Origin of the sequence: Promicromonospora sp. MEB111, from assembly GCF_030209445.1 — a bacterium.
GTDB lineage: Bacteria > Actinomycetota > Actinomycetes > Actinomycetales > Cellulomonadaceae > Promicromonospora.
On sequence record NZ_JARVSD010000004.1, the window covers coordinates 59,925 to 86,032 of the forward strand.

The following is a 26,108-nucleotide window of genomic DNA, read 5'->3' on the forward strand; positions in this document are numbered from 1 at the left end:
CCCTCTCCGGCGTCCGGGCGGTCACCACCGGACCTGCGGCAGACCGAGCTGCTCGCGCACCCGGCGCGGGCCCGGCGGGTGACGCACCACCTCCCGGATCAGGTCGTCACGGACCGGCACGTCGGCCCAGTCAGGCTCCAGCGAGTCGCCGTTGGCGGCCCTCGGCTCACCCACGGTGCAGTCGCCGAGGTCGGTCCAGCGCCCCGCACCCATCGGGGTGCCCCGGGGTGCGCACCGCACCTCCGCGGGCAGCCCCTCCAGCGGCGAGGGCAGCCCGGTCCGGAGGCGCCGCAGAGCGGCGGTCTCGGCGAAGTCGTGGAGCCGGCGGGCCTCCCGCGGCTCGTCCGGCCCGGCTCCGGCGGGCAGGAACTCGAGGTGGATCTCCTCGTGGTCCCCGACCGCGCAGAGCGAGACCCACGGTTCCTGGGCTCCGGCCGGGAGCAGCCGGGCCGCGGCATCCAGGACGTCCTCGGACAGCATCCGGAGGAAGACGGGGTGCAGGGCGCCCGAGCTGTCGCGCACCCCGCGGTAGATCGACCGGGCGACACGTTCCGTGGGCACGGCGGGGCCGGAGTAGGTGAACCCCAGGACGTTCACGTGGACGCTGTCGATCCAGCGCGCGTACTGGACCGGTGAGTGGGCGCCCAGCCATCGTCCGACGGCGTTGCCCGGCCCGAGGGCCAGGGCGACCGACATCATCGCCACACCCACGGCACCGGCGATCGTCGCCACGACCAGGAACGTCGTCACACCGGTGAGCAGGCCGGCCACGAACGACGGCAGACCCCAGTCCTCGCGGGTGAGCGTCCAGACCGGGTCCCCGGCCCGGTCCCAGAACCAGTTCACGAACGCGGCGACGAGGCCCGCGGAGCCGGCGGTGACCGCCGCGACGACGATCGTGCCCAACCGGTTCAGCAGCCCCGTCCCGCGCAAGTCCTCGGCCGCCGTGACGAACCCCGCGGCATGCTGTCCGAGCTGGCCCACGGTGGCGAGCGTCATCGAGGCCGCGACCAGGGCCGCTGTCAGCGGCTGGAAGGCCGCCGAGTCGGCGTTCCACGTCACGACCCACGCGGCCGCACCGGTCGCCAGGCCACGCAGCAGCCAGCACACCCGCACCACCAGCCGGCCGAACGCGGCCACGCTCCGCCGTCGACGGCCGGACAGGGCGGGCAGCGGCGTGACCTCCGGCGGGACGAGCAGCCTGATGACGGCGAGCGAGACGGCGATCGTCGCGCACAGGACGACCCGCAGGTCCCGCGACTCGTCGTGCACCACGAGCACGGTCGACGAGACGGCCGACGCCAGCCACGCCAGGAGGCCGACGACCTGCAGGAACACGGAGACGCGACGCTGCCTTGATCTCATGCGACCCCCTTCGCCCGGCATGCTCCGATGCAGCGTAGAGGGGTTGCCGGGTCGCGACCAGGGCTCCGCGCGATGAGTCGGGGCCCCGGTCGTCGTCGGTACGTGTGGGCGCCGTCCGGCGCCGGACCCGATGCCCAGGAGCAGACGATGACCGAGACGCCCGAGACCACCCTGCCGAGAACCACCGCCCGTCCGCCCGTCGTCGACCGGGACGCCTGGCAGGCCGCCCGCGACGAGCTCCTGGCCCTGGAGAAGGCGCACACCCGCGCGGGCGACGCGCTCGCGGCCGCCCGTCGCCGGCTGCCGATGACGGAGCTCGACGGCACCGTCCCGGTCACCGGCGCCGACGGCCCGGTGCGGTTCGCCGACCTGTTCCAGGGGCGCGACGAGCTCGTGGTCTACCAGCACATGTGGCACGACGGCGACCCGATCAGCGGCCAGTGCCCCGGCTGCACCATGAACGCCTGGCACGTCCAGCAGGCCGCCCCCTACCTCCGGGCGCGCGGCGTGTCCTTCGCGATGCTGACCGAGGGTCCCTGGGCCGAGGTCGCGCCGTTCGTGGAGTTCATGGGCTACACCGAGCCCTGGTACTCGGTGCGCGACCTGCCCGCGCCGCTGGGCGTCGACATGGGTCACATCGCCTGCTTCCTGCGCGACGGCGACCGCGTCTACCTCACCTACCGGACCACGGGCCGGGGCAACGAGCCGGCCGCCGGGATCTTCGGCCTGCTGGACATAACGCCCTACGGACGCGGCGAGGCCTGGGAGGACGTGCCCGAGGGCTGGCCCGCTGGCCACACCTCGTGCTGGTACTGGGCCGCCGACGCGGACGGCGAGGCCACCTGGGGACCGACCAGCCGGCCCACGCCGCAGTGGACCCGGCCGGGGGCCTGATGTTGACGGGCGCGATCGCCGGCACGGGGCCGTGCCACACGCACGTCACGGGCGACGGGTGGTTCGTGCAGGAGCCGGACGACCGACCCGGCCTCAGGCCGGGAGCGTCCAGGCGCCCGACGCCGCGGCCCGGCGGGCGAAGGCGTCGAACGGCGTCGCGGGCCGGCCGAGCACCCGCTCGACCGTGTCCGTGGTCGCCGTGTTGCGCCCGTCGAGCACCTCCTGGAAGAGCCAGGCGAGGCCCTCGGCTTCCTCGGGGTGCACGCCGGCGGCGGTGAGCTCGGCGACGAAGTCGGCGGGCGTGAGCGGCACGTGCTGGACCGTCCGTCCGGTCGCCGCGCTCAGCACGCGCGCGACCTCGGTGAACGTCAGGGCCTCGGGGCCCGTCAGCTCCAGGACCTCGCCGGCGTGGGTATCGCTGGTGAGCGCGAGGGTGGCGACGTCGGCGACGTCCTCCAGGCTGACGAACGGCTCGCGCACCTGGTCGGCAGGGACGGCGATGCGGCCGTCGAGCACGCCGCCGAGCAGGAAGTGCTCGCTGAAGTTCTCCTGGAACCAGGAGCAGCGCACCACGGTCGTGGCGGCCGAGGCGGCGAGGGCGAGGTCCTCGCAGGCCCGCGCGCCGTCCTCCCCGCGGCCCGAGAGCAGGACGATGCGCTCGACGCCGTGCCGGACGGCGCGCGCGGTGAACGCGTCGATCACCGCGTCGGCGCCGGGCAGTGCCAGGTCGGGGGAGTAGCAGACGTAGACGGCGGAGGTCCCGTCCAGTGCGGCGTCCCAGCCGGCGTCGTCGTGCCAGTCGAAGGGGGCCGCACCGGAGCGCGAGGCGATGCGGGGCTGGCGGCCCTGGGCGCGGAGCCGGTCGGCGACGCGGCGGCCGGTGCGGCCGGTGCCGCCGGTGACGAGGATCGGCGCGGTGATCGTGGTGGTGGTCCGTGCGGTGCTCTCCGAAGTGGTCATGGGTCCATCGAAGCGGCGCCGGCCTGGACTCTGAATAGCTCAGAATCCATGCCTCATGTTCCAGCGTCTAAGGTGGGGGGATGGACCCCCTGTCGCAGCTCCTCGCGCACCCGCACGCCGAGGGCGCCTTCACGCTGCTGATGTCGATGCGCGCGCCCTGGGCGGTCCGGGTCGAGGACGAGGCCGCGCTCACGGTCGTGATCGTCACCTCGGGCGGCGGCCTGCTGGAGGCCGGCGACGCGGTGCACGAGCTGCGCACGGGGGACGTCGCGCTGGTCCGCGGCCCGCTGCCCTACCGCGTGGCCGACGCCGCGGGCAGCGCGACGGTCGCGATCATCGAGCCCGGCCAGCGCTGCGTCACGCCGGACGGCGCCCCGCTCGACCTGGCCCTCGCGCACGGGCTGCGGCACTGGGGCAACGACCCCGACGGCCCCGACCGGATGATCGTCGCCTCCTACGCCGACGTCGGCAGCGTCGGGCGGTTCGTCACCGAGGTGCTGCCCGACGCCGCCGTGGTCGATGCGGGGGCGCTCGACCCGGCGCTCGTCGGCCACCTGGCGCGGGAGATCGCGCGCGACGACCTCGGCCAGAGCGTGGTGCTGGACCGCCTGGTCGACGTGGTGACCATCGAGTCGATCCGCGCCTGGACCGGCGCGCACCCGCCTGCCGGGCCCAGCTGGGTGGGTGGGATCGGCGACCCCGCGGTGAACGCGGCCCTCCGGGCGATGCACGCCGAACCCGAGCGCGCCTGGACCGTCGCCGGCCTCGCGCAGGCGTCCGCCGTCTCCCGCGCGACGCTCGCCGCGCGGTTCACCGAGCTCGTCGGCACGCCCCCGCTGCGGTACCTGACGAGCTGGCGGCTCGCCCTCGCGCGCGACCTGCTCGTGGACCGCTCGCTCACGCTCGACGCCGTGGCCCAGCGCGTCGGGTACTCGAGCGGGTTCGCGCTGAGCACGGCGTTCACGCGCGCGTTCGACGTCAGCCCGGCCGCGTACCGGCGCCGTCTCGCGGAGGGTCCGCGGTCGGTCGGGGCGACGAGGGTGATGCGGGGCTGAGCCCGGATCGTCGTGGCCGCGCCCGGTGCCCGCGATACGGTCCCCCGCGAGTTCTTCGGGCTCTGACCAGGTCCTGATACCGTGCCGACCCGTGAACCGACAAGCAGAGCAGCATGTCGAACGGCACGTCGAGCCGCAGGTCGAGCGGCACGGGCTCGTGGTCGACGTGGTGCCCGAGAAGCGCGAGGAGTACCTGCGCCTGCACGCCGCCGTCTGGCCACAGGTCGAGGCGACGCTCCAGGCCTGCAACGTGCACAACTACACGATCTTCGTGCTGGAGAACACGCTGTTCGCCTACTACGAGTACACCGGCGACGATCATGAGGCCGACATGGCGCGGATCGCGGAGGACCCCGTGACGCAGGAGTGGTGGACGCACACCGACCCGTGCCAGACGGCGTTCGGCACCGACGCCGCGCCGGGCGAGGGCTGGCGCGACATGCAGGAGGTCTGGCACCTGTCCTGACGGGGCGGGTGCGGGGGCGACGTCGTCCCCGGGAGCGGGTGACGGAGACGTAGCAGTGCTACGTCTCCGTTACCCCTCCGGCTGGGTGACGTCTCCCGTCGGGCCTGCAATCGATTGCGGGCGGCGGCCCGGGACCAGCAGCCCGATCGCCAGCAGGATCGCGACGGCGAGCACCACGACCTGGCCTATCGCCTCGTCGGTCGGGAGGTGTCCGAGGTGGGTCACGTGGTACGCGAAGTGCAGGACGCCGAAGACCGTCCACGCGATGCCGAGCACGCGGCAGCCCGCCTGGGAGGGCCGGAAGAGCCCGTAGAGGCTCGCCGCGCCGAGCGCGAGGTACATGGCGCCGTGGTCGCGGACCAGGTGCTCGTTGTAGGGGCCGTCCTTGGAGACCCACTCGCCGAGCACGGACGGGAAGTGGTCGTAGTAGGCCTGCGGCAGGAAGTACGACCACGCGCCGACGAAGCCGACGATGATCACGGTCGCGACCAGGGACCCGTACTGGACGCGGCCCACCGGCCGCGTCCCGGCCGGTGCGGGCGCTGTGGTTGCCGGGTCAGTCATGGTCGTGTCCTTCGAGCTTCTCGGGGGTCGGGATCCAGTGGGTGAGCTTGGCGGGGTTGAGCATGATCCACACGTCGGTGACCAGGTCGTTCTCCACGTGCAGGGTCATCACGCCGGCCACCTGGTCGCCGGTGCGCAGCACCACGCCCAGGCCGTCGGCGGTAGGTTCCAGGTGGTGGGTCAGCTCGGGCATCTTGGCGTCGACGCCGAGCACGAGCCGCGCCACCCGGCCCGGACCCTCGATGACGTTGAGCGCGGCGGTGACCAGGCCGTTCGCGTCCGTGCGGAGCTGGACGTCCGGCGCGAGCACCCGCATGAGCTGCTGGATGTCGCCGGCCTGGGCGGCGTGCAGGAACGCCCGGACCGTCCGGTCGTGCTCCTCGCGGGGCACGGCGGCGGTCCGGTTCTCGCGGACCTGCCGCCGTCCGGACGCCGCGAGCTGCCGGACGGCGGCGGGCGACCGCCCGACGATCCCCGCGATCTCGTCGAACGGGACGGCGAACACGTCGTGCAGCACGAACGCGACCCGCTGCGCGGGGGTCATCGCCTCCAGGACGACGAGCAGCGCCGTGCTGACGGCGTCGTCCAGGGTGACCCTCTCCAGCGGGTCGGTCGTGCCGTCGAGCGGGGCCGTGCCGTCGAACAGGCCGGCGGGCACCGGCTCGGGCAGCCACTGCCCGACGTACTGCTCCCGCCGCCGGCGCGCCGACGCCAGGAGGTCGAGGGCGATGCGGCCGGCCACGCGGGTCAGCCACCCGGCGGGGTTGACGATCTCGGCGCGCTCGGCCTCGTCGATCCGGTACCAGCGCACGTAGGTCTCCTGCACCACGTCCTCGGCGTCGGCGAGGGTCCCGGTCATCCGGTACGCCAGCGACAGCAGGCGGCGGCGCTCGGCGAACACGTCGTCCAGCGTGTGGTCCGGCTGATCCGTGTGGTCCGGCTGGTCGTTCATGGACGTTCCCGGCCTTCGGTGGGGTGGTCTCTCGTTCATCATCACCCTGACGACGCAGCCCCGCGGAGTGTGAGGCCGGGTGGGTGACCCTGCGGCGGACCTCACACTTTCCGCGCCCGTCTCGTCAGGACCCCGGAGGGCTGGGGCGCGGCCCCGACCCTCCAGGGACACAATGAGGCAAGGACCGGAGGAAGAGCGATGAGGATCGCAGTCGCAGGAGGAACAGGAACGGTCGGCAGGCACGTCGTCGCCGCGGCGCGCGAGCGCGGGCACGACGCGGTGGTGCTGTCGCGGTCGGACGGCGTGGACGTCACCACGGGCCGAGGGCTGACGGCGGCGCTGCACGGGGTGGACGTCGTCATCGACGTCACCAACACCACCACGTTCTTCGCGTCCACGGCGCGAAAGTTCTTCGAGACCGCGACGCACCACCTGCTCGCGGCAGAGCGGGCGAACGGCGTCGGCCACCACGTGGCCCTGTCGATCGTCGGGATCGACAACATCGACGCCTCCTACTACGCGGGCAAGATCGCGCAGGAGCGTGCCGTCATGGCGGGCGACGTGCCGTACACGATCGCGCGCGCGGCGCAGTTCCACGAGTTCGTCGGGCAGCTCCTGCACAGCCAGAAGGGCCCGGTCGTGATCATGCCGACGGCGCCGATGCGCCCGGTCGCCGCCCGTGAGGTCGGCGAGCACCTCGTGACCGTGGCCGAGGGCGGGGCCGTGGGGCGGGCCACCGACCTGGTCGGGCCGCGGGACGAGCAGCTCGCCGACGTCGCGCGCCGCCAGCTCGCGCACGAGGGCATCCGCCGCAGGGTGTGGGAGGTCCGGCTGCCCGGCACCTACACCCGGGGCCTGGCCTCCGGCTCGCTGCGCGGCGGCAGCGAGCGCGTCGAGGGCAAGATCACCTTCGACGACTGGCTGGCGAGCGAGGACCACCGGCCGGTCGGCTGACGGTCACGGGCCCCACGGGGCCGCGCCCTGGCGGACCCCCGCTCACCAGAGGTTGTGCGGGATCCACCGGAGCACCACGAGCATGATGACGCCGCTGATCAGCAGCGGCGTCCATTCCTCGTGCCCGTTGGCCACCTGGATCACGCCGATCACCAGGCTGGGCAGCGCCGCGAGGGCGACCAGCGCGATCACGGCTCGCATCCAGGTGGGGAGCTTGACCGGCTGGTCCGACTGGTCCGGGCGGGCCGGTTGGGCGGGTCCGGGCTCCGGTACGAGCCCGAGCCCCGCCAGTTCCTCCTCGGTGAGGATCGGGCCGAGCGGGGTGACTGCGGCCGCGCGTGGGCCGTCGGCGTGCTGCGCGATCGCGAACGCGACCCGCTCGCCTCGCTCCAGCGCCTGGTCGCCGTGCGTCCGGATCTCGACCTGGTGCACGCGCAGCGGCGGCCCGCCGCCGTCCGGGACGATCACGCCCCACCCGGTCCCGGCGTCGTACGCCGACACGGTCCCCTCGGCCATCACGTGCCCCCTGTGCGGTGTGGTCGTGCGGTGCGGTCGTCTGGCCAGGACCGTAGCGGGGGAGCCGGGCGGCGACAAGGAGGCCGGGCCGGTCGGCCCCGTCAGCGGCCCGGTCGGGGGCGCGGCGGGGCCGCCTCCAGCAGGGCGCGGCCGGCCACGGTGAGCTCGTGCGTGACCGTGCGTCCGGCCCGGCTGCTGTCGATCAGCCCGGCGTCGCGCAGGATCGTCAGGTGCTCGCTGGCCGTCGGCTTCGTGACGCTGACCAGGTCGGCCACCACGGAGGTCTGCAGCGGCGTGACGAGCGCGGCCAGGATCCGCGACCGGGTGACGCCCAGCGGCCGGTCCAGGGACCTCGGGATCACGGGCGCCGACCAGAGGTAGCGTCCCGTCGCCGGGTAGCAGATCGCCGGGGACCAGTGGTCCGACGTGGTGCACTGCACCCGGTCGGTGATGAACAGCGACGGCACCAGGATGAGCCCGTCCGGGCAGTCGACGCCGACGTCGACCGCCGACTCGATCGTGATCGTGTCGCCCTCGGCGCTCGCGGAGGAGTGCAGGCGTGGCACGACCGCGCGTAGCCCCTCGCGGTTGACCTGCACGGCCCGGTCCAGCATCTCGGCGCGGAGCGCCTGCCGCATGGACGGCCACTCCGGTTCCACGGCCGCCTTCCACAGGCGGCGCACCGCGGCGGCGGCCTGGGTGCGGGTCCGCTCGGGGTCGTCGAGCAGGCGGCGGCGGACGTCGTCGTCGTGCCTGGCCGTGGCGTCGACCAGCTCGGCGTGCACCTGGTCGAGCGGCGCGGCGAGCAGGGCGGCCAGGCCGTCGTCGAAGGTCGGCTCGCTGGACATGGGTGACGGGTCCAGGAAGTCGGGGCGGTAGGCGCCGTCGGCCATGAAGACCGTCAGCGCCGACAGGTCCAGGCCCGTCAGACGCTGCCGCCGCCGGCGCAGCCACGGCTGGAACACGGGGTGCCGCCGCGGCTCGGTCAGCAGCCGGGCGAGGCTGACCACCTCGTGGACCGGCGACATCGCCCACCGGACGCTCGCGGCGCCGGCGCCCAGTCGGTAGCGGATCACCGCCTCATTGTCGGGGCATCACCGCAGGCGGGACCGAACTGTTCGGCCACGGCCGAATCGAGCGCGGGCGGCGTGGCCCGCTGGCGAGACTCGGGGCATGACACAGGACACGACGCAGCAGACCGACGACCGGCTGATCCACCTCGGCGCCAGCGGTTCGACCATCGAGGTCCTCGCGAGCGTCGGGGAGACCGACGGGGCCTTGAGCCTCTACCGCTGGCGCCTGGCGCCCACCAGCAGGGGACCGGCCCCGCACTTCCACACCACGTTCGGCGAGACGTTCGTGGTCGAGGACGGCGAGGTCGACTACTTCGACGGGACCGCGTGGCGCACCCTCCGCGCGGGCGGCATGGCACACTCCCCGCGCGGCACCGTGCACGGGCTCCGCAAGGAGCGCGACGAGCCGGCCACCCTGCTCATGGTGCTCTCGCCGGGCGTGCGGCGGGAGGACTACTTCGCGCAGCTCGCCACCGTCCGGGAGGCGGACATGGACCGGCTGCACGAGGCGCACGACAACCACTTCGTCGACGAGGACCGGTGACGGCGGCCGGCGGCGGACCCCGACGGCGATACCGGGCGGCGTCTGACCCTGCTCGCCTTCGAGGGCCCGACTTTCTTCGCTTTGGACGGCTCCAAAGCGAAGAAAGTCGGGCCTCGAAGATGAGCTGGCCATGCCCGCCGTCGGCCACGGCCGGTCAGCGGCTCGATGGCCCCCTCGACCGTCCCCTCGACGGCCGCCCGGTCGGCGTCCCCGCGCGGCTAGGCTCACCGGGGCTACGAGAAAGGCAACCCGGATGAGTTTCAGTGAGACCGCGCGCGCTGCGTTCCGGCGCGGGGACGACGCCGCCGTCGCGCGGCTGGCGCACGACGAGGTCGAGCGGGCCCGCGTGGCCGACGACCTGCCCGCGCTCGTCGAGGCGCTCTACATGCAGTCGCGGCTGGCGATCCGGGGCGGCGACCTGGCCGAGGCGGCGCGCATCGCCTCGGACGCGCTGGCGGCCGCCGTCCGGACCGGCGATCGGAGCCTGGAGGAACGACCGCGGCACGTCCTGGCCGGCGTGACGCGGATGGCGGGCGACCTGCCCCGCGCCCGCGTGCTCTACCAGGAGAGCATCGACCTCAACGAGGCGCTGGGCAACGACGACACCGTCACCTCCGAGCTGCACAACCTGGCGTTCACGGAGCTGAGCCTCGGCGAGACGGCGGCGGCCCGCGAGCGGTTCGCGACGAGCCGGTCCCGGATCGTCGGCGCCGGGTACCGCGACTTCGTCCCGTACGCGTACGTCGGGGCCGCCGCGACGGCGGTGGCCGACGACGACCTGGTCCGGGCGGCCCGCCTGCTCGGCCTCGCGCGGCGCGCCTTCGACGACCTGGGCCAGGTCCCCGACCCGGACGACGCCGAGGAGCTCGCCGCCGTCGAGACGGCGGTGCGGAGCGCGCTCGGCGCGGTCCGGGCCGAGGAGGAACGCGTGGCCGGGGCCGGGCTGGACCCGTGGGAGACGCTGGTCCGCGCCGTGGAACGAGGCGTCGAGCCCGGCGTCGCCCGAACCGGGAAGTAGAGCCGGCCCGGGAAGTAGAGCCGGCCCGGGAGGACCAGCCGCCGAACCGGCAGCGCGCTCAGGGTTCGCCGGCCCCGGTCAGACCTGCACCTCACCACCGTCGACGAACAGCTCGGTGCCCGTCACGAAGCTGCTCTGGTCGGAGGCCAGGAACAGCACCGCGTTCGCGATCTCCTCGGGCCTGCCGAGCCGGCCCAGCGGGACGTTGCCGGCGAGCATGGTGAGCAGGCCGGGGGCCTGGGCGGGGTCGGGCGCGAGGCCGCTCAGCCCAGGCGTCTCGGTGGGTCCGGGGGCGATCGCGTTCACGCGGATCCCGCGGCCGGTCAGCTCCGCGGCCCAGGTCCGGGTGAAGGACCGCAGCGCGGCCTTGGTCGCCGAGTAGACGCCGAACGACGGGGCCCCCTTGCTGGCGGCGGTGGAGCCGGTGATCACGACGGACGCGCCGTCGTTGAGCACGGGCAGGGCCTTCTGCACGGTGAACACCGTGCCGCGGACGTTGACGCCGAAGGTCTCGTCGAAGCCTGCCGGCGTCAGCTCCTGGAGGGTGGCGAACCGGCCGCCCCCGGCGTTGACGAACAGCACGTCGAGCCCCCGGCCGTGCGCGGTGACCGTCGCGAAGACCCGGTCGAGGTCGTCGAGGTCGGAGACGTCGCCGCGGATACCGGTGGCGTTGTCACCGAGCTCCGCCACCGCGGCGTCGAGCTCCGCCTGCCGGCGGCCGGTGAGGAAGACGTGCGCCCCCTCGGCCGCGAACCTGCGCGCGGTGGCCAGGCCGATGCCCGACGTGCCGCCGGTGACCAGTGCGGTCTTGTTCTGGAGCTGTCCCATGTCGATCTTCTTCTTTCGTGGTGGTCAGGGTAGGGCTGGTAGGTGGGTCAGGCCTCGGCGAGCGACGGCAGGAACGTCGCCAGCTCGCGCCAGGTGGCCTGCGGGAGGTCGTCGGAGCCCAGGACGTGGACGGCGACGTGGTCGGCCCCGGCGTCGAGGTGCGCACGCACCCGCGCCTGGATCGAGTCGACGTCACCCCGGGCGACGACGGCGTCGATCAGCCGGTCGCTCCCGCCCGGCACGAGGTCGTCGTCGTCGAAGCCGAGGCGGCGGAGGTTGTTCCGGTAGGCGGGGAGACCGACGAACATGCCGACGCCGGCGCGGGCGGTCGCCCGCGCGCGGTCCGGGTCGCTGTCCAGGACGACCGCCTGGTGCGGGGCGATGAGCGGGCTCGGGCCGAGCGCCGCCCGCAAGCGTGCGGTGTACCGCGGTGTGACCAGGAAGGGGTGGGTGCCGGCGGTTCGCGCCGCCCCGAGGGTCGCCATGCGCGGCCCCAGGGCGCCGAGCAGCCGACGGTCCGCCGGCAGCGGCGTCGGTGCGGCGTCCAGGTCGTCGAGGTACCGGGTCATGGAGACGACGGGCCTGCCGAACTGGTGCCCGTGGCCGCGCGCCGAGCCGGGGTCGCTGATCCCGAGACCCACGACGGTCCGGGGCCCGTGCAGCCGGTCGAGCCGGGCCACCTCGTGCGCGACCTTCTCGGCCGGGGTGCCCCAGATGCCCAGGACGCCCAGTGCGACCGTGGTCTCCGGCGCCGCGCGCAGGAGGTTCTCGGTGTCCTCGAGCACGCCCTTCCCGTCGAGCCCGGGGATCCACAGCGCGCGCAGCCCGAGCTCGTTCAGCTCGGCGGCCGCGTCCTGCACCACCGGCCGGTCCGCACCCCGGAGCTGCATGCTCCACACGCCCAGGGGCCCCAGGATTCTGGCCAGCTCGCGTCCTGCCATCACGCTCATCTCCTAGTTTCTAACCGTTCGGTTAAGAACTGGAACGTAGCACGCTGCGATCGCGAGCGCCAAGTTTCTGAACGATCGGTTGTAAATTGGGTACACTGCAGGCGGAGACACTCGGGAAGGAGTGGTCATGGCGGGCGGAAGGCCGCGGACGTTCGATGCCGAGGCAGCGCTGGACCGTGCGGTCGAGGTGTTCTGGCGACAGGGCTACGAGGGCACGGCCGTCTCGGAGCTGACCGAGCGGATGGGCGTCAACAAGCCGAGCCTGTACGCGGTGTTCGGCACCAAGGAGGAGCTGTTCCAGCAGGTCGTGCGGCGCTACGCCGAGGTGGAGCTCGCCTACTTCCGCGACGCCCTCACCCGCCCGACGGCGATGGAGGTGGTGCGCGACTACCTCGACCGCAACGCGGTCGCGCTCACGCGCCCCGACCGCCCCCGGGGGTGCCTGTCGATCCAGGGCGGGTTGTCCGCCAACCCCGCCCACGACACGGTGACGCAGTTCCTCGCGAGCAGCCGCCGGGCCGGTGAGGACGCGCTGGCCGAGCGTCTCACCCGGGCGCGCGAGGAGGGCGACCTGCCCGCCGACGCCGACCCTGCGGCCCTCGCCCGCTACGTCATGGTCGTGTCCGAGGGGCAGGCCGTCCACGCGTCCGCGGGCGCCACGCGCGACGAGCTGATGCAGTCCGCGGCGATCGCCCTCAAGGCGTTCGAGCAGGCTCTCGCGCCCGCGGGCTGACCGGGCCGCGACGGGGTGGACGCGACGGGGTGGACGCGGCAGGCGCGTCCACCCCGGGCCCCGGCCCCGGCCGGTGCCGACGCCGCTGCCTCAGTCGGTGATGACGACGACGCCCGAGGGCGCGTCCAACAGCTCGACGGTCAGCTTCGCGGCGTGGTCGATCTGCACCCGCGGCTCGGTGGGGACCGGCCCCTCGTTGTAGGTGCCGGGGCCGTAGAACTGCCCGTAGCTCAGCACGACGCCGCCCTCCGCGAGGGTGGTGCGCTCCAGCTCGGCCACGGCCAGCGCGTCCGGTCCGTCGGGCAGCTGCCAGGCGACCGTCTGCGCGAGGTACCTCGGCGACCCGCTCGCGCGAGCGGCCTCGATCAGGTTCTGGTTCCCCTCCGTGCGGATGCGGGCGTTCAGTTCCGCATGGGCGCCGATGCTCCCGACGTCGTCCGGCAGGTCGGTGAGCTCGTTCAGGATCACGTCGGGCGCGAAGTCACGGACCACCTGGACCAGCCTCTCGCGGTCGAACACGTCGCAGACGATCGCCTCGGCGCCGAGCTGCCTGAGCAGGTCGGCCTTGCCGGCAGTTCGTGTCATCCCGCCGACGACGTAGCCGGCCTCGACCAGCCGAGGGACCAGTAGCTGACCGATGACGCCGGACGCTCCGGCGACGAACACTCGTCGGCCGTTGGTGCTGGGCATGTGCCTACCTTCTTTCCTTGTGGGGGTTTCTTCTTGTGGGTAGCTGGTCATGCGCGGCTGAGCTCGCGCGGGCCGGCCGGGTCGCCGGCGTCCTGCCCCAGCCCGCGGCGCTTCAGGTGCTGCTGTGCGCCGAGGCTGAGCAGCGAGAGGGCGACGACGACCGCGCTGTACCAGCCGACGGTGGGCACCACCCCGAGGGCGTCCGTGAGCTGGCCGGCGACGACGACGGGCAGCCCCAGGCCGAGGTACGACACGACATAGACGCCCGCGACCACTCCTGCCCGCTGGTGCGCGGCCACGAGCGGGATGATCAGGCCCAGGGCCGCGGTGAACGCCGCGCCGAACCCGACGCCGGCGACCGCCTGCCCCACGAACATGGCACCGAGGCTGCCCGCCCAGGCTCCGGCGATGATCCCGACGGCGCCCAGGGACGCCGAGTAGATCCCGATGGTGACCGCCGTCCGGGGGCGCACCCGCGCGAACGACAGGCCGACGACCACGGAGACCGCCGGTGCGATGAACCCGGCGAGCCCGTCGAGCAGGCCGCTGTCGAGGTGGAACACGCTGTGCACCATGCTCGGGGCGAGGCCGCCCGAGAGGCCCGCGAGCATCCACACCGCCGCCACCACGGGAGCCGCGGCGAGGAACTCGGGGCGCGCCGCGGGCGGCACGGCGACCTGGGGGATCATCGACCGGAGGGCGCCGGGGCCTCTCCGGATGGTCTCCGGGGACGCGGCGACGGCGAGTCCGCCGACCACGGTCAGCACGCTCAGCACGACGAAGACGATCGTGTTGGCCGAGGGTGTGAGCTGGATCGCGAGACCGGCGAGGAGCGAGCCGACGGCCAGGCCGCCGGTGAGCCCGACGCTGCCGAGGATCGGGCCGAGGCCCTTCCGGCCGTCGGGCGCGTGCTCGACCAGTGCGGCGGTGAAGGCGGCGGTCGCCGCGCCGCTGGCGATCCCCTGGATGATCCGGCCCGCGATGACCCAGCCGACGTCGGGCGCGAGGAGAAAGACCAGGTTCGACGCGAGCTGGACGACCAGGGCGCCGATCAGCACCGGCCGTCGCCCGAGATGGTCCGACAGCGAGCCCAGGACGAGCGCCGCGGCGAGGAAGCCGACCGCGTAGACCGCGAACGCCACCGTGAGCAAGGACGGCGGGAAGTCCCACCGGGCCCGGTAGACGACGAGCAGGGGCGTGAGCGCACCTGCCGCGAGATACATGCTGGTGAACGCGAGAGCCGCACCCGCCAGTGCCAGGCCTGCAGGAAGCGTGCGCCGCTCGGGGCTGCTGCCCGCGGCGCCATGGAGCTGGTTGTTGCGCATGCCGTCGACTTTACGAAGCAAGCGGTCCGGGCATACCGTCCACTTTCATGGAAGTTTCGCAGACCAATTCGGGGGCGGAGTTCCTCTCGGCCGCTGGGATCGACCTGCACCTGGAACCGAAGGGCCCCGGCGTCCGGGCAGGACTCACCGACGCCCTCCGGCAGGCGGTGCGTACCGGACGCCTGGTTCCCGGCACCCGGCTCCCCGCGTCCCGCACGCTGGCCGCCGACCTCGGGATGGCGCGCAGCACCGTGACCGAGTGCTACGCCGAGCTGGTGGCCGAGGGCTGGCTCACCGCCCAGCAGGGCTCCGGCACCCGGGTGGCCGCCCGGCCCGGTCCTGGGTCCGGCGGGCCGACGCCGCCCCACCCGCACCGCGTGCACCGGCGACCTGCCCAAGGACTGGTCCCGGGCGCCGAGGACTTCGCGGAGTTCCCCCGGACCGCATGGGTGGCCGCCGCGCGACGGGCCCTGGCCGCGGCGCCGTACGACGCGTTCGGGTACGGCGACCCGCTCGGCCGCATCGAGCTGCGCTCCGCGCTGGCGGAGTACCTCGCCCGCGTACGGGGCGTGTACGCCGAGCCGGAGAGAATCATCATCAGCGCGGGCTTCCACCAGGGGCTGGGCCTGCTCGCCCGCGCCCTGAAGGCGCAGGGCGTCCGGGCCGTCGCCGTCGAGTCCTACGGTCTCGACCTCTACCGCGAGCTGCTGGCCGACGCCGGGCTCGACATCCCTGGGCTGCGCGTCGACGCCGACGGTGCGCGGACGGGCGACCTGGCCACCCTGCCCGGGGTCGGTGCCGTCCTGCTGACACCGGCGCACCAGTTCCCGACCGGCGTCGCGCTGGCTCCCGGACGCCGGGCGGCAGTGCTCGACTGGGCGCACCGCACCGGCGGGCTGATCGTGGAGGACGACTACGACGGGGAGTTCAGGTACGACAGGCAGCCCATCGGGGCGCTCCAGGGACTGGACCCCGAACGGGTCGCGTACTTCGGCACGGCGAGCAAGTCGCTGGCCCCCGCGCTGCGCCTCGCCTGGATGGTCCTGCCCAAGGACTGGGTCCCGAGGGTGGCCGCGGTCAAGGGGCCGGTCGAGGTGACGAGCGTCCTCGACCAGCTGACCTTCGCGGAGCTCATCGCCTCGGGCGGGTTCGACCGCCACGTGCGGGCGATGCGGCAGCGCTATCGCCGTCGGCGCGACCAGCTGATCACGGCCCTGGCGGAGCACGCGCCGGGCGTCCGGGTGACGGGTATGGCGGCGGGCCTGCAGGCGGTGGTGGAGCTACCACCCGGGACCGAGCGGGCGGCGCTCCGGTCGGCGGCGCAGCACGGTCTCCTGGTGAGCGGGCTCACCGAGTTCCGGCACGAGGGCCTGACCACCGGCTCGCACGTGTCGGATCGGGCAGCGCTCGTCGTCAACTACTCCGCGGTGTCGGACAGCGCCTGGCCGCGTGCGCTGGACGCGCTCTGCCGCATCATGCCGCCAGGGCCGGACCGGCGGCCCGGGTGAGCCCCTCAGGGACGACGTGACCAGTGCAGGGCGGTGTCGCACGGCGACGCGGCCGGATCAGTCGAACAGGCGCCGGAACACGTTCGTGTCGGCGAGGTCCACCAGCTCGTCGCCGCGCCCGGACATGATCGTACGGATCGCGTACAGCGTGAAGCCCTTGACCTGCTGGGCGCTGATCGCGGGCGGGATCGACAGCTCCTGGCGGGCCGTCACGACGTCCACCAGCGCCGGGCCGTCGTGCTCGAAGCCGGCGCGCAGGGCGTCCTCCAGGTCGTCGGGCTGCTCGACCCGCCGGCCGTGGATCCCCATCGCGTTCGCGACGTCCGCGAAGTTCGGGTTGTCGAGCTGGGTGCCGAAGTTCACGAAGCCGGCGGCCTTCATCTCCACCTCGACGAAGTTCAGCGAGGAGTTGTTGAACACCACGATCTTCACGGGCAGCTTGTTCTGCCGCAGGGTGAGCAGCTCGCCCAGCAGCATCGCGAGCCCGCCGTCGCCCGCCAGCGCGACCACCTGACGCTCCGGGAACGCCGACTGGGCGCCGATGGCGTGGGGCAGGGCGTTCGCCATGGTCCCGTGGTTGAACGACCCGATCAGCCGGCGCCTGCCGTTCATCTCCAGGTAGCGGGCCGCCCAGACCACGGGGGAGCCGACATCGGGGATGAACACCGCGTCGTCGCTCGCCAGCTCGCTCACCAGCCGCGCGACATACTGCGGGTGGATCGGCTCGCGGTTGCGGTCGTTGTCGGCCAGCTCGTCGAGGCTCTTGCGCGCCCGCGCGTAGTGCTTGAGGGAGGAGTCGAGGTGCCGGCGGTTGCCGCGCTCGTCCAACCGCGGCAACAGCGCCTCGATGGTGTCGCCGACGTCGCCCACCAGGCCCAGGTCGATCGGCGTGCGCCGGCCGAGCTGCTCGCCCCGCAGGTCGACCTGCACGATCTGCGCCTTGGACGGGTAGAACTGCTGGTAGGGAAAGTCGGTGCCGAGCATGAGCAGGGCGTCGCAGCTCTCCATGGCCCGGTAGCCGGAGGCGAAGCCGAGCAGCCCCGTCATGCCGACGTCGTACGGGTTGTCGTACTCCAGGAACTCCTTGCCGCGCAGCGCGTGCACGACGGGCGCCTTGAGCTTCTCGGCGATCCGGACCACCTGCTCGTGGGCGCCCTCCGTGCCGGCGCCGCCCAGGATGGTCACCTTCTTCGCCTCGTTCAGGATCTGCGCCGCGATCCCCAGCTCGTGCTCGCCCGGGCGCACCACGGGCTGGGTCGCCCGGATCGGCGCCGACTTCTTGCGGCCCGCGCTCTCGGCGAGGAACACCTCGCCCGGCACGACGACGACGGCGACGCCGCGCCGCTCCACGGCGGTGCGCATCGCGATCTCGAGCACCCGCGGGAGCTGCTCCGGCATGCTCACCAGCTCGGTGTAGTCGCTGCACTCGCGGAACAGCTCCTGCGGGTGCGTCTCCTGGAAGTAGGTGCTGCCGATCTCGGCCCCGGGGATGTGCGCCGCGATCGCGAGCACGGGGACCCGGCTCCGGTTGGCGTCGTAGAGCCCGTTGATCAGGTGCAGGTTGCCGGGCCCGCAGCTCCCCGCGCACACCGCGAGCTCGCCGGTCAGCGCGGCCTCGGCGGCCGCCGCGAACGCCGCCGCCTCCTCGTGGCGCACGTGCTGCCAGGTGACCGTGTCGTTGCGCCGGATGGCGTCCGTGAACCCGTTCAGCGAGTCGCCCGGCAGGCCGTAGACCCGCTCGACCCCCGCGTCCTCGATGATCTCGACGATGGTCTCGGCAACGTTGGTCATGGCGTGAACGTATGCCCGGTCGAATCGCGTCGCAACGCCGGATGCCGGGTCACCCGCACTTGCCTGGAACGCGCGACCGTCGCGCTCTAGTCTCGGCGTATGACCTCCTCGCGGGTGTCCGACGACGTGCTGGCCTGGCTGCTCGACAGCGACCCGGCGCTGCGCTGGCAGGTCGAGCGGGACCTGCTGCGCGCGCCCGACGCCGTCTGGCGGGCCACTCGCGCCCGCGTGGCCACGGAGGGCCTGGGTGCCGGCCTCCTCGCCCGGCAGGACGACGCTGGTACCTGGGCCGGCGGGGCGTTCTTCCCCGCGGGCTTCGACTTCTCCGGGCCGGAGGCCCAGCCCGGAGCCGGGCAGCCGTGGACGGCCACCACGTGGTCGCTCAACTCCCGGGAGTGGGGCCTGGACGCCGCGGTGCTGCGCGAGCGGGACACCGCCGGGCTGATCGCGGCCAACGCCCGGTGGGAGTACGACGACCTGCCGTACTGGGGCGGCGAGGTGGACGCGTGCATCAACGGGTTCACGCTGGCCAACGGCGTCTGGCTCGGGGCGGACGTCCAGGGGATCGCCGACTGGTTCGTGGCGCACCAGATGGACGAGGGCGGCTGGAACTGCGAGTGGGTCGAGGGGTCGACCCGCGCCTCGGTGCGCTCCACGCTCAACTCCCTCAAGGGCCTGCTCGCCTACGAGGAGGCGACCGGCGGCACGGACGCCGTCCGCCAGGCGCAGGCCCGCGGTGAGGAGTACCTCCTGGAGCGGCACCTGATCCGGCGGCTGACCACCGGCGAGCCCGTCGCCGACTGGGTCTTCCGGCTCGCGTACCCGTTCCGGTCGTTCTACGACGTGCTCAGCGCCACCGACTACTTCCGTGCGGCCTCCGTGCTCCGCGGCACGCCGCCCGACGCACGGGTCGCGGAGGCGGTCGAGCTGGTCCGCGCGCAGCGGCAGCCGGACGGCACCTGGCTGCAGGCGCGGCGCCACCCGGGCCGCGTGTGGTTCGAGGTCGACGTCGACGCGGGGCAGCCGTCGAAGTGGCTGACGTTCCACGCCGCGCGGGTGCTGGCCTGGTGGGACGACGCCGCCCACGGGAGCTGCTGAGGCGCGTCCGGCCGGAACGGGGTCAGGACGAGGCGCTCGCCGCCAGGTGCGCCGCGGTCTCCAGGAGGCCGTCCAGCGCCGCCGACCGGGCGCCCGCCGGCCAGGCGAGCAGCGTCGTCACCTCGGGTGCGTCGACGACGGGCACCGCCACGTGCTCCGGCCACTGCCAGGCCCGGCTGGAGCCCGGGATGACCAGCAGCGTGCGGCCGAGGGCGACGAGCTGCGCGAGCTGGGACTGGGTGCGGACCTCGGGCCCGGGACCGGGCGGGTAGGTGCCGTCGTGCTGCGGCCAGCGCGCGATCGGCAGGCCGGGCACGTCGCTCACCTCGGCCACGGTCAGGCTGGTGCGCTGCGCGAGCGGGTGCGCGGCGGGGACGATCGCGACCTGGCCCTCGGTCACGATCTCGACGGTGTCCAGGCCCGTCAGCACGTCGAACGGGGAGTGCACGAGCGCGACGTCCGCGCTGCCGTTGCGCAGGAGCTGGCCCTGCCCACCGATCTCGCAGAGCAGCACGTCGACCTCCACGGCACCGGGTCGCGCCGCGTACGCGTCGAGCAACCGCTTGAGCAGCTCGTGGGAGGCGCCGGCCTTCGTGGTCAGGACCAGCCCTGGCGTCGGCGCCGCCGCACGCCGGGTCCGGCGTACGACGGCGTCCACCGCGTCGAGGGCGAGCCGCGCCTCGGCCAGCATGGCCGCCCCGGCGGCCGTGAGCGAGACGCCCCGGCGGTCCCGGTCCAGGAGTACGACACCGAGGCGCCGCTCGAGCTGCTGGACGGCGCGCGACAGCGGCGGCTGGGCCATGTTCAGGCGCTCCGCGGCCCGGCCGAAGTGCAGCTCCTCCGCCACGGCGACGAAGTACCTCAGCTCGCGGGTCTCCAGTCCGTCCACAGGCCCAGGGTAGCGGTGATACCGGTGGGGTATCAGTCCCGATCGAACCGGTCTTGGACGCCGCCGTGGTGGCGGCCGCACGATCGACGTCGGGGCCGGACGGCCGCACACCTGCCGTCGTCCGCGACCTCCACCGACGAGAGGCCACGATCGTGAGCACCACCGCTCCCACCCTGCCCGGCGGCACCTGGACCCTGGGGGACATGACCGTCACCCGCTTCGGCTACGGCGCCATGCAGCTCGCCGGTCCCGGGGTGCTGGGTCCGCCCGCCGACCGGGACGGCGCCCTCGCCGTCCTGCGCGAGGCCGTCGACCTGGGTATCACCCACATCGACACCGCCGGCGCCTACGGGCCGCGGATCACCAACGAGCTCATCCGCGAGGCCCTGCACCCCTACCCCGACACGCTGCACGTGGTCACGAAGGCAGGCGCCTACCGCGACGAGCAGGGTGGCTGGCCGGTCGAGCGCCGGCCCGACCAGCTCCGGCGGCAGATCCACAGCGACCTGGAGACCCTCGGGCTGAACACGCTGGACCTGGTCCATCTGCGCCTCGGCGACGCGTCGGGCCGGAAGGAGGGTTCGCTCGCGGAGGCCTTCGAGACGATGGCCGCGCTGCAGCAGGAAGGGCTGGTCCGGCACCTGGGCCTGACCAACGTGACCGCCCGTCAGGTCGCGGAGGCCCGGACCATCGCGCCGATCGTGAGCGTGCAGAACATGTACAACCTGGCCCACCGCGAGGACGACGGGCTGGTGGATCGGCTCGCCGCCGACGGCATCGCCTACGTGCCCTGGTTCCCGCTCGGCGGGTTCAGCCCGTTGCAGTCCGATGCGCTGACCGCCGTCGCCGCCCGGCTGGGCACCACGACGATCGCGGTGGCGCTGGCGTGGCTGCTCCAGCGCTCCGCCAACGTGCTGCTGATCCCGGGCACGTCGTCGGTCGCGCACCTGCGGGAGAACGTGGCCGGCGCGGGCCTGGTGCTCGGCGCGGACGAGCTCGCCGAGCTGGACCGGATCGGGGGATAGCGTGCTCGCCGGCGCGCACGATTCGATCATTACCGATCAGAATATTGACCTCGTCGTGCGCCCCGGCCTACGTTCTGGCTGAGCAGAGCACGGGGTGATCGCGCGAAGCGATCACAAACGATCATCGCTGATCGTCGCCCCGTGCGCCCGGTCCAGTCAACGACGACGGAGAGTGCCCCATGCCACGTCCCCACCGCCGCACGGCCAGATCCACCGCGGTCGCCGCGGTCCTCGTCCTCGCCGCGGGCGGCCTCCTGGCCCCCTCGGCGAGCGCGAGCGCACCGCGCGACGCGACCACGACGCCGTCGTCGGCCACCGCAGCCCAGCCAGAGCTGCCGGTGCTCCGGCTGGACGACCCCTCGATCGACTGGCGGGAGCTCCTGGTCGACGGCGACGACGTGGAGCGCCGCGCCGACGGCGGCGCGTACAACACGTTCGGCGGGTTCGGCTCGGTGTCCTGCAACAACACCTCCAACCTGCTGCTCGACTACAAGGAGGAGCAGCCGGAGGCCTACTGGCGGATCATGCGGATGCTCTTCGACCCGGTCACGGGCGCGGGGCTCAAGCACATCAAGGTGGAGCTCGGCGCGGACAGCAACAGCTCGTCGGGGGCGGAGCCGGCCACGAAGCGCAGCGCCGACGAGCCCGCGAACGTGCTGCGTGGCGCCGGCTTCCACTTCATCGCGGACGCGCTGACGATCAACCCGGACATCGAGACCGAGGCGCTGCGCTGGGGCGAGCCGTCCTGGACCGGGAACGACCCGGTGAAGCGGTACCAGTGGTACAAGGAGACGATCGACGCCGCGTACGACACGTACGGGGTGGAGCTCGACTGGATGAGCCCGTCGCAGAACGAGGTGCGCGGCGCGACCTACCAGGCGTCCGAGCTGGCGTGGACCGTACGGTTCGCGCAGTGGCTGGAGCGGGACGCCGCGGCGCCGGACGCCCGCTACGACTACTCGCACATCAAGATCGTGGCGCTGGACTCCTACCGCGAGGGCGACGCCGTCGCGGCGCGCATCCTGGCCGACCCGGCGGCGCTGGAACAGGTGGACGCGCTCGCCTTCCACTACGACATCGTCGGCGGGCCCAACGTCACGCGGCTGAACAAGGAGTTCGGCAAGGAGGTCCTGTACTCCGAGGGCGTGGCCCCGATGATCGACCCGCAGTACCGGGTCGCGGCCGACCCGGCCCGCGGCGGCGTGGGCGGCACGGTCTCGGCCGCCGACATCGCGGACCGGTTCATCAACGCCTACCGCTGGAGCGGCGCCGGGAACGACCCCGCGCACATGACCACGTTCCTGTTCCAGCCGGCGGTCAGCGCCATGTACGAGGGCACGCAGTACTCGCCCAAGCACCTGGTGCGGGCCTCCGACCCGTGGTCCGGCTACTGGGAGGGCGATGTCGGCCTGGTCGCCGTGCGGCACTTCCACCAGTTCGTCGGGGACGGCTGGGAGTACGTCGAGGGCGCCACGGGCGGCGACGGCACCAAGGGCGACGGCGGCACCAACGTCGACACGTCGACCCGCACCGTTCTGACCGCCCGCACGCCCGCGGACGCCGACGGCGAGGCGCAGTGGTCGCAGGTGCACGCGAACAACACCCGCACCGACCGGTACTTCGAGGTGAAGGTCGCGGACCTGGGCCCGGCCGACCGGCCGCTGTACGCGTGGGAGACGCGCGGGCCGGACGCCGGCCAGGAACACGACGAGAACTACTTCCAGAACACCGGCGTCTATGAGCCGGTCCGCACGGAGACGGTCGGCGGTGTCGAGCACGACGTCTACCGCGTCAAGGTCCCGGCGTACTCGATCGTCACGCTGTCCACGCTCGCGCACGGTGTGGCCGGCACCACGGAGCCGTACGCGCCGGGCGACTTCGCGCCCGACGCCGAGGACACGATCCTCCCGCTGCCCTACCGGGACGACTTCGAGTACGCCGGGTACCCGGTCAAGCGGGTCGGCGGGCAGAAGATGACCTACCTGGAGCGGCGGGGCGGCACGCCACGCTACACGGCGGACCAGGACGGCGCGTTCGAGGTGGTCGACGCCGGCGACCGCCGCAAGGGGCACGTGCTCCAGCAGCAGATCAACGCCGACAACCGCGGGTTCACCTGGAACGTCTGGGGCAACGGGCGCCAGGACGTGCTCCAGACGGCGGCCCCGTCGACCGTGCTGGGCGACCACCGCTGGGCCGACTACACCGCGGCGGTGGACTTCCGGCTCGACGCCGTGGACCGCGACGCGGCGCTGGAGAACTTCGCCGGGCTCGGCGTGCGCCAGGTCTACGCCCGCGGCGGCGACCAGGCCACCTACGCGGTCCGCGTGCACGAGGACGGCCGCTGGCAGCTGCGCAAGCTCGACCAGGTCGTGGCCTCGGGCACGGTGGCCGGGTTCGACGGCGGCCGGTGGCACCGGCTCGCGGTCGAGGCGCGGGGGAACATCGTGACGGCGACCCTCGACGGCGACCGGTTCGCCCGGTGGACCGACGCCGGGGCGAACCCGGTGCTGACCGGCCGGATCGCCCTGACCAGCGGGTTCTACAACACGCAGTACGACAACCTCGCGGTCACCGCGGTGCCGGGCCACGCCTGGGCGTCGGAGAAGATCGACGACTCGGACGCGCGGCTGACCTACCCCGACGGCTTCACGTTCACCCAGGCGGGCTACGCGCACTTCAACCGGACGCAGCACGTCCTGAGGGCGGGCCAGTCGGTGGACGTGGCGTTCACCGGCACCGGCCTGAACCTGTTCGGTGCCACGGCGGCCGCGACGCTGGAGGTGGCCGTGGACGGCGGCGCGCCCACGACCGTGCAGGTCGGGCCCGCGGGCACCCGCGAGACGTCGTACTGGCTGCGCGACCTGCGGCAGCGGTCGCACACGGTCGCGGTCCGCGTGGTCGGCGGCACCTTCACGCTCGACGGCGTGGACGTGCTGTCCGTCAGGGGACGATCCTGAGCGGGTAGGCGATCCCGGTCCCGGCGTCCACCAGCGCGGCCCGGCTCAGCGTGCCGGTGAGCGGCACGATCTCGTAGACCGCCTCCAGCACCAGCGGCGTCTGGTCGAGCCGGGCGCGGGTGGCCACGGTGACGTGCGGCGTCCAGACGCCGGGCACGTAGTGCTTGTGCAGCTCGTCGTCGGTCGCGCCGAGCGCCTCGACGACCCGCTCCTGGCGGGCCGCGAGCGCGCTCGTCACCGCCGGGACCAGGCTCATCCGGCCCCGGCGGAACGCGGCGACGGCGTCGAACCGCACGGTCGTGGGGCCGGCGTCGGGCAGCGCCTCCATGGCGGCGCGCACCTTGTCCAGGTCCCAGGAGCGCAGCACCGCCAGGGAGAGGTGCGGCACGTGCCGGCGGTGGGTGTGGCCGGCGAGCGTGGGCACGCCCTGGTCCTCGAGTCGCTGCCACAGCCGTCGCAGGACCCGCTCGGTGGGCCTGTCGAAGAGCAGGCAGACGGCCAGCGCCACGAGGACAGCCTAGGACGGTGGCCGCCCGCCGCGGCGGCTACCGCACCTGCTTGACCCGCGTGACGCTGATCGCGCCCAGGACGCCGAGGAGGGCGCCGCTGAGGAACAGGCCCGGATAGCCGAACGCGGCGATCAGGCCGGGTGCCGCGACCGGGATCAGCGACTGGGGGAGCGACTGCGCGAGGTTGGCCACGCCCAGGTCCTTGCCCGCGGTGTCCGAGCTGGGCAGCACGTCGGCGATCAGGGCCAGCTCGACGGCGAAGAACGCGCCCAGGCCCGCGCCGAGCACGAGCTCGCCGAGCAGCACGACCTCGATCGACGGCGCCAGCGCGATCACCGTGAGCCCGACGATGGCGATCGCCGCGGAGACGATCACGAACGGCTTGCGGCGCCGGAGGCGGTCCGAGAGCCAGCCGAGCAGGGGTGCGACGAGCACGATGCCGACCGCGTTGGCGAGGATCGCCTGGAAGACCAGGGTGGGTGCCTCGGCGTCGGACACCCCGAACTGGGCGATGAGGAAGTAGGTGAGGTAGCTGGTCGCGGTGAACTGCGTGGTGGTCAGGAAGAACCGCGTGAGCCACGCCCAGCCGAAGTCCGGGTTCTTGCGCGGGTCGAAGACGAACGAGCCGAGGAGGGCCCGCAGACCGAAGGGCTCCCGGGTGCGCTCCGTGCGCACCCGGTCCTTGACGGGCGCCACCATGACGACCATCAGCACCACGCCGATCAGGCTGGGCACCAGGTACTGCACCAGCCCGGACGGGAAGAGCTGCACGAGGAACGTCGCGGCGACGCCGCCGACATTCTGCGCCAGGCTGATGAACGACGCAGTCCGCCCGCGCCGCTCGGGACCGACCTGGTCCGGGAGCATGGCCACGAGCGCCGCGAGCGCGAAGTTCAGGCCGACCTGCGCGATGCTCCATCCCACGAGCACCAGCGGTACGTTCGGTGCGAAGGCGATGACGACGATCCCGGCGTAGCCGACGGCGGCACCCGAGAAGATCCACGGCTTGCGCATGCCGAGGCGGCTGGTCGTCCGGTCCGAGAACCGTCCCGCCAGGGGGTTGGCGATGAGCGAGAAGATCGCGCCGACGCCGAGGATCAGGCCGAGGTCGGCGGCGGCGTTGTCCAGGTCGAGCTCGCGCAGCCGCAGCGCGATGGTGACGACGAGCGGCGGGACCAGGGCGATCGAGAACCCGAGGATGGCCAGCGGGACGGCGACCTGGGGATAGCGCGAGCGCAGTGTCCCGGCGCCGGGCGCCGGGGTCGGGGGAGCGGCGACGGCCGTCGGGCCGCCGTCGGTGGGCACGGGATGGGGGTTCTCGTCCACGTCGACTTCTCTCTGCGAGCATTCCGGGCTGCGGTGCCCGGGCAGGAGTCAACGTAACACCAAAAAGTTCCGCGTGGAACTTTTTGGTGGCCCGCCTCTCGTCGGCCGTCTCGCGCTC

25 protein-coding genes are annotated in these 26,108 nt (G+C 73.4%); 11 read left to right on the top strand and 14 right to left on the bottom strand.

Annotation, left to right across the window (positions count from 1 at the left end; all coding sequences use genetic code 11):
* Window positions 1-21: 21 nt before the first annotated feature.
* Window positions 22-1,365 (bottom strand): hypothetical protein, encoded by a 1,344-nt coding sequence (locus QRN56_RS03970; protein WP_285101350.1) that lies wholly within the window; start codon window positions 1,363-1,365, stop codon window positions 22-24.
* A gap of 147 nt (window positions 1,366-1,512) precedes the next feature.
* Between QRN56_RS03970 and QRN56_RS03975 the strand changes: the two genes are divergently transcribed.
* The gene (locus QRN56_RS03975) at window positions 1,513-2,259 is read left to right on the top strand and encodes a DUF899 family protein (RefSeq protein WP_285101352.1); all 747 of its coding nucleotides are present in this window, start codon (window positions 1,513-1,515) and stop codon (window positions 2,257-2,259) included.
* A 93-nt stretch (window positions 2,260-2,352) separates the two neighbouring features.
* On the opposite strand, the gene QRN56_RS03980 is transcribed toward QRN56_RS03975, so the two are convergent.
* Complete coding sequence (locus tag QRN56_RS03980; protein WP_285101354.1) at window positions 2,353-3,219, bottom strand: Rossmann-fold NAD(P)-binding domain-containing protein; 867 nt, start codon at window positions 3,217-3,219, stop codon at window positions 2,353-2,355.
* An 80-nt stretch (window positions 3,220-3,299) separates the two neighbouring features.
* Between QRN56_RS03980 and QRN56_RS03985 the strand changes: the two genes are divergently transcribed.
* Together QRN56_RS03985 and QRN56_RS03990 are read left to right on the top strand one after the other, a co-directional pair.
* Window positions 3,300-4,274 (top strand): AraC family transcriptional regulator, encoded by a 975-nt coding sequence (locus QRN56_RS03985; RefSeq protein WP_285101356.1) that lies wholly within the window; start codon window positions 3,300-3,302, stop codon window positions 4,272-4,274.
* A gap of 91 nt (window positions 4,275-4,365) precedes the next feature.
* Window positions 4,366-4,740: an L-rhamnose mutarotase gene (locus QRN56_RS03990; protein ID WP_285101358.1), complete on the top strand. Its 375-nt coding sequence runs from the start codon at window positions 4,366-4,368 to the stop codon at window positions 4,738-4,740.
* A gap of 69 nt (window positions 4,741-4,809) precedes the next feature.
* Here QRN56_RS03990 and QRN56_RS03995 read toward each other — a convergent pair whose 3' ends face one another.
* Together QRN56_RS03995 and sigJ are read right to left on the bottom strand one after the other, a co-directional pair.
* Window positions 4,810-5,304 (bottom strand): hypothetical protein, encoded by a 495-nt coding sequence (locus QRN56_RS03995; RefSeq protein ID WP_285101360.1) that lies wholly within the window; start codon window positions 5,302-5,304, stop codon window positions 4,810-4,812.
* Window positions 5,297-6,256 (bottom strand): RNA polymerase sigma factor SigJ, encoded by a 960-nt coding sequence (sigJ, locus tag QRN56_RS04000; RefSeq protein ID WP_285101362.1) that lies wholly within the window; start codon window positions 6,254-6,256, stop codon window positions 5,297-5,299. Before sigJ ends, QRN56_RS03995 begins: the two co-directional genes overlap by 8 nt.
* A gap of 198 nt (window positions 6,257-6,454) precedes the next feature.
* Here sigJ and QRN56_RS04005 point away from each other — a divergent pair, with 198 nt between their 5' ends.
* Window positions 6,455-7,210 carry an SDR family oxidoreductase gene (locus tag QRN56_RS04005; protein WP_285101364.1) on the top strand — a complete coding sequence of 252 codons (756 nt, stop codon included), beginning with the start codon at window positions 6,455-6,457 and terminating at the stop codon, window positions 7,208-7,210.
* A 42-nt stretch (window positions 7,211-7,252) separates the two neighbouring features.
* On the opposite strand, the gene QRN56_RS04010 is transcribed toward QRN56_RS04005, so the two are convergent.
* Together QRN56_RS04010 and QRN56_RS04015 are read right to left on the bottom strand one after the other, a co-directional pair.
* The gene (locus tag QRN56_RS04010) at window positions 7,253-7,726 is read right to left on the bottom strand and encodes a cold shock domain-containing protein (RefSeq protein WP_285101366.1); all 474 of its coding nucleotides are present in this window, start codon (window positions 7,724-7,726) and stop codon (window positions 7,253-7,255) included.
* A 101-nt stretch (window positions 7,727-7,827) separates the two neighbouring features.
* Complete coding sequence (locus tag QRN56_RS04015) at window positions 7,828-8,802, bottom strand: ArsR/SmtB family transcription factor (RefSeq protein ID WP_285101368.1); 975 nt, start codon at window positions 8,800-8,802, stop codon at window positions 7,828-7,830.
* Window positions 8,803-8,899: 97 nt separating this feature from the next.
* On the opposite strand from QRN56_RS04015, the gene QRN56_RS04020 reads away from it, so the two are divergent.
* Both QRN56_RS04020 and QRN56_RS04025 read left to right on the top strand, forming a co-directional pair.
* A complete protein-coding gene (locus QRN56_RS04020; RefSeq protein ID WP_285101369.1) occupies window positions 8,900-9,343 on the top strand; it encodes a cupin domain-containing protein in 444 nt (147 codons plus the stop codon).
* Window positions 9,344-9,596: 253 nt separating this feature from the next.
* The gene (locus QRN56_RS04025; protein ID WP_285101371.1) at window positions 9,597-10,361 is read left to right on the top strand and encodes a tetratricopeptide repeat protein; all 765 of its coding nucleotides are present in this window, start codon (window positions 9,597-9,599) and stop codon (window positions 10,359-10,361) included.
* A gap of 78 nt (window positions 10,362-10,439) precedes the next feature.
* Here QRN56_RS04025 and QRN56_RS04030 read toward each other — a convergent pair whose 3' ends face one another.
* Together QRN56_RS04030 and QRN56_RS04035 are read right to left on the bottom strand one after the other, a co-directional pair.
* Entirely contained in the window at window positions 10,440-11,189 is a 750-nt protein-coding gene (locus tag QRN56_RS04030) for an SDR family oxidoreductase (RefSeq protein ID WP_285101373.1), read from the bottom strand.
* A gap of 47 nt (window positions 11,190-11,236) precedes the next feature.
* Window positions 11,237-12,139: a TIGR03620 family F420-dependent LLM class oxidoreductase gene (locus QRN56_RS04035; RefSeq protein ID WP_285101375.1), complete on the bottom strand. Its 903-nt coding sequence runs from the start codon at window positions 12,137-12,139 to the stop codon at window positions 11,237-11,239.
* 127 nt (window positions 12,140-12,266) lie between these two features.
* Between QRN56_RS04035 and QRN56_RS04040 the strand changes: the two genes are divergently transcribed.
* The gene (locus QRN56_RS04040) at window positions 12,267-12,872 is read left to right on the top strand and encodes a TetR/AcrR family transcriptional regulator (RefSeq protein WP_285101377.1); all 606 of its coding nucleotides are present in this window, start codon (window positions 12,267-12,269) and stop codon (window positions 12,870-12,872) included.
* 90 nt (window positions 12,873-12,962) lie between these two features.
* Here QRN56_RS04040 and QRN56_RS04045 read toward each other — a convergent pair whose 3' ends face one another.
* Together QRN56_RS04045 and QRN56_RS04050 are read right to left on the bottom strand one after the other, a co-directional pair.
* Complete coding sequence (locus tag QRN56_RS04045) at window positions 12,963-13,562, bottom strand: SDR family oxidoreductase (RefSeq protein WP_285101379.1); 600 nt, start codon at window positions 13,560-13,562, stop codon at window positions 12,963-12,965.
* 47 nt (window positions 13,563-13,609) lie between these two features.
* Window positions 13,610-14,887 carry an MFS transporter gene (locus tag QRN56_RS04050; RefSeq protein ID WP_285101381.1) on the bottom strand — a complete coding sequence of 426 codons (1,278 nt, stop codon included), beginning with the start codon at window positions 14,885-14,887 and terminating at the stop codon, window positions 13,610-13,612.
* 47 nt (window positions 14,888-14,934) lie between these two features.
* On the opposite strand from QRN56_RS04050, the gene pdxR reads away from it, so the two are divergent.
* Window positions 14,935-16,395 (top strand): MocR-like pyridoxine biosynthesis transcription factor PdxR, encoded by a 1,461-nt coding sequence (gene pdxR / locus QRN56_RS04055; RefSeq protein ID WP_285101382.1) that lies wholly within the window; start codon window positions 14,935-14,937, stop codon window positions 16,393-16,395.
* 57 nt (window positions 16,396-16,452) lie between these two features.
* On the opposite strand, the gene poxB is transcribed toward pdxR, so the two are convergent.
* Complete coding sequence (gene poxB, locus QRN56_RS04060) at window positions 16,453-18,186, bottom strand: ubiquinone-dependent pyruvate dehydrogenase (protein WP_285101384.1); 1,734 nt, start codon at window positions 18,184-18,186, stop codon at window positions 16,453-16,455.
* 99 nt (window positions 18,187-18,285) lie between these two features.
* Here poxB and QRN56_RS04065 point away from each other — a divergent pair, with 99 nt between their 5' ends.
* On the top strand, window positions 18,286-19,284 hold the full coding sequence (locus QRN56_RS04065; RefSeq protein WP_285101385.1) for a squalene cyclase: 999 nt from the start codon (window positions 18,286-18,288) through the stop codon (window positions 19,282-19,284).
* Between the two features lie 22 nt (window positions 19,285-19,306).
* Here the strand turns inward: QRN56_RS04065 and QRN56_RS04070 are convergent, their stop codons facing one another.
* Window positions 19,307-20,173 (bottom strand): LysR family transcriptional regulator, encoded by an 867-nt coding sequence (locus QRN56_RS04070; RefSeq protein ID WP_285101387.1) that lies wholly within the window; start codon window positions 20,171-20,173, stop codon window positions 19,307-19,309.
* A 152-nt stretch (window positions 20,174-20,325) separates the two neighbouring features.
* On the opposite strand from QRN56_RS04070, the gene QRN56_RS04075 reads away from it, so the two are divergent.
* The gene (locus QRN56_RS04075) at window positions 20,326-21,198 is read left to right on the top strand and encodes an oxidoreductase (protein WP_285101389.1); all 873 of its coding nucleotides are present in this window, start codon (window positions 20,326-20,328) and stop codon (window positions 21,196-21,198) included.
* Window positions 21,199-21,377: 179 nt separating this feature from the next.
* Window positions 21,378-24,155 (top strand): glycoside hydrolase family 30 protein, encoded by a 2,778-nt coding sequence (locus QRN56_RS04080; RefSeq protein WP_285101391.1) that lies wholly within the window; start codon window positions 21,378-21,380, stop codon window positions 24,153-24,155.
* On the opposite strand, the gene QRN56_RS04085 is transcribed toward QRN56_RS04080, so the two are convergent.
* Both QRN56_RS04085 and QRN56_RS04090 read right to left on the bottom strand, forming a co-directional pair.
* Complete coding sequence (locus tag QRN56_RS04085; protein WP_285101393.1) at window positions 24,139-24,663, bottom strand: 2'-5' RNA ligase family protein; 525 nt, start codon at window positions 24,661-24,663, stop codon at window positions 24,139-24,141. The two genes, QRN56_RS04080 and QRN56_RS04085, sit on opposite strands and share 17 nt — an antisense overlap.
* Window positions 24,664-24,700: 37 nt before the next feature.
* Window positions 24,701-25,990, bottom strand: a complete 1,290-nt coding sequence (locus QRN56_RS04090) for an MFS transporter (protein ID WP_285101394.1) — start codon at window positions 25,988-25,990, stop codon at window positions 24,701-24,703.
* Window positions 25,991-26,108 lie beyond the last annotated feature (118 nt).

What these genes read in the sequence shown, in the direction of transcription:
- QRN56_RS04050 (WP_285101381.1), bottom strand. Translation starts at nt 14,887, where the DNA reads ATGCGCAACAACCAGCTCCATGGCGCCGCGGGCAGCAGCCCCGAGCGG.
- QRN56_RS03995 (WP_285101360.1), bottom strand. Translation starts at nt 5,304, where the DNA reads ATGACTGACCCGGCAACCACAGCGCCCGCACCGGCCGGGACGCGGCCG.
- QRN56_RS04025 (WP_285101371.1), top strand. Translation starts at nt 9,597, where the DNA reads ATGAGTTTCAGTGAGACCGCGCGCGCTGCGTTCCGGCGCGGGGACGAC.
- QRN56_RS04080 (WP_285101391.1), top strand. Translation starts at nt 21,378, where the DNA reads ATGCCACGTCCCCACCGCCGCACGGCCAGATCCACCGCGGTCGCCGCG.
- QRN56_RS04035 (WP_285101375.1), bottom strand. Translation starts at nt 12,139, where the DNA reads ATGAGCGTGATGGCAGGACGCGAGCTGGCCAGAATCCTGGGGCCCCTG.
- QRN56_RS03975 (WP_285101352.1), top strand. Translation starts at nt 1,513, where the DNA reads ATGACCGAGACGCCCGAGACCACCCTGCCGAGAACCACCGCCCGTCCG.
- poxB (WP_285101384.1), bottom strand. Translation starts at nt 18,186, where the DNA reads ATGACCAACGTTGCCGAGACCATCGTCGAGATCATCGAGGACGCGGGG.
- QRN56_RS03985 (WP_285101356.1), top strand. Translation starts at nt 3,300, where the DNA reads ATGGACCCCCTGTCGCAGCTCCTCGCGCACCCGCACGCCGAGGGCGCC.
- QRN56_RS03970 (WP_285101350.1), bottom strand. Translation starts at nt 1,365, where the DNA reads ATGAGATCAAGGCAGCGTCGCGTCTCCGTGTTCCTGCAGGTCGTCGGC.
- QRN56_RS03980 (WP_285101354.1), bottom strand. Translation starts at nt 3,219, where the DNA reads ATGACCACTTCGGAGAGCACCGCACGGACCACCACCACGATCACCGCG.
- QRN56_RS04005 (WP_285101364.1), top strand. Translation starts at nt 6,455, where the DNA reads ATGAGGATCGCAGTCGCAGGAGGAACAGGAACGGTCGGCAGGCACGTC.
- QRN56_RS04045 (WP_285101379.1), bottom strand. Translation starts at nt 13,562, where the DNA reads ATGCCCAGCACCAACGGCCGACGAGTGTTCGTCGCCGGAGCGTCCGGC.
- pdxR (WP_285101382.1), top strand. Translation starts at nt 14,935, where the DNA reads ATGGAAGTTTCGCAGACCAATTCGGGGGCGGAGTTCCTCTCGGCCGCT.
- QRN56_RS04010 (WP_285101366.1), bottom strand. Translation starts at nt 7,726, where the DNA reads ATGGCCGAGGGGACCGTGTCGGCGTACGACGCCGGGACCGGGTGGGGC.
- QRN56_RS04020 (WP_285101369.1), top strand. Translation starts at nt 8,900, where the DNA reads ATGACACAGGACACGACGCAGCAGACCGACGACCGGCTGATCCACCTC.
- sigJ (WP_285101362.1), bottom strand. Translation starts at nt 6,256, where the DNA reads ATGAACGACCAGCCGGACCACACGGATCAGCCGGACCACACGCTGGAC.
- QRN56_RS04040 (WP_285101377.1), top strand. Translation starts at nt 12,267, where the DNA reads ATGGCGGGCGGAAGGCCGCGGACGTTCGATGCCGAGGCAGCGCTGGAC.
- QRN56_RS04065 (WP_285101385.1), top strand. Translation starts at nt 18,286, where the DNA reads ATGACCTCCTCGCGGGTGTCCGACGACGTGCTGGCCTGGCTGCTCGAC.
- QRN56_RS04030 (WP_285101373.1), bottom strand. Translation starts at nt 11,189, where the DNA reads ATGGGACAGCTCCAGAACAAGACCGCACTGGTCACCGGCGGCACGTCG.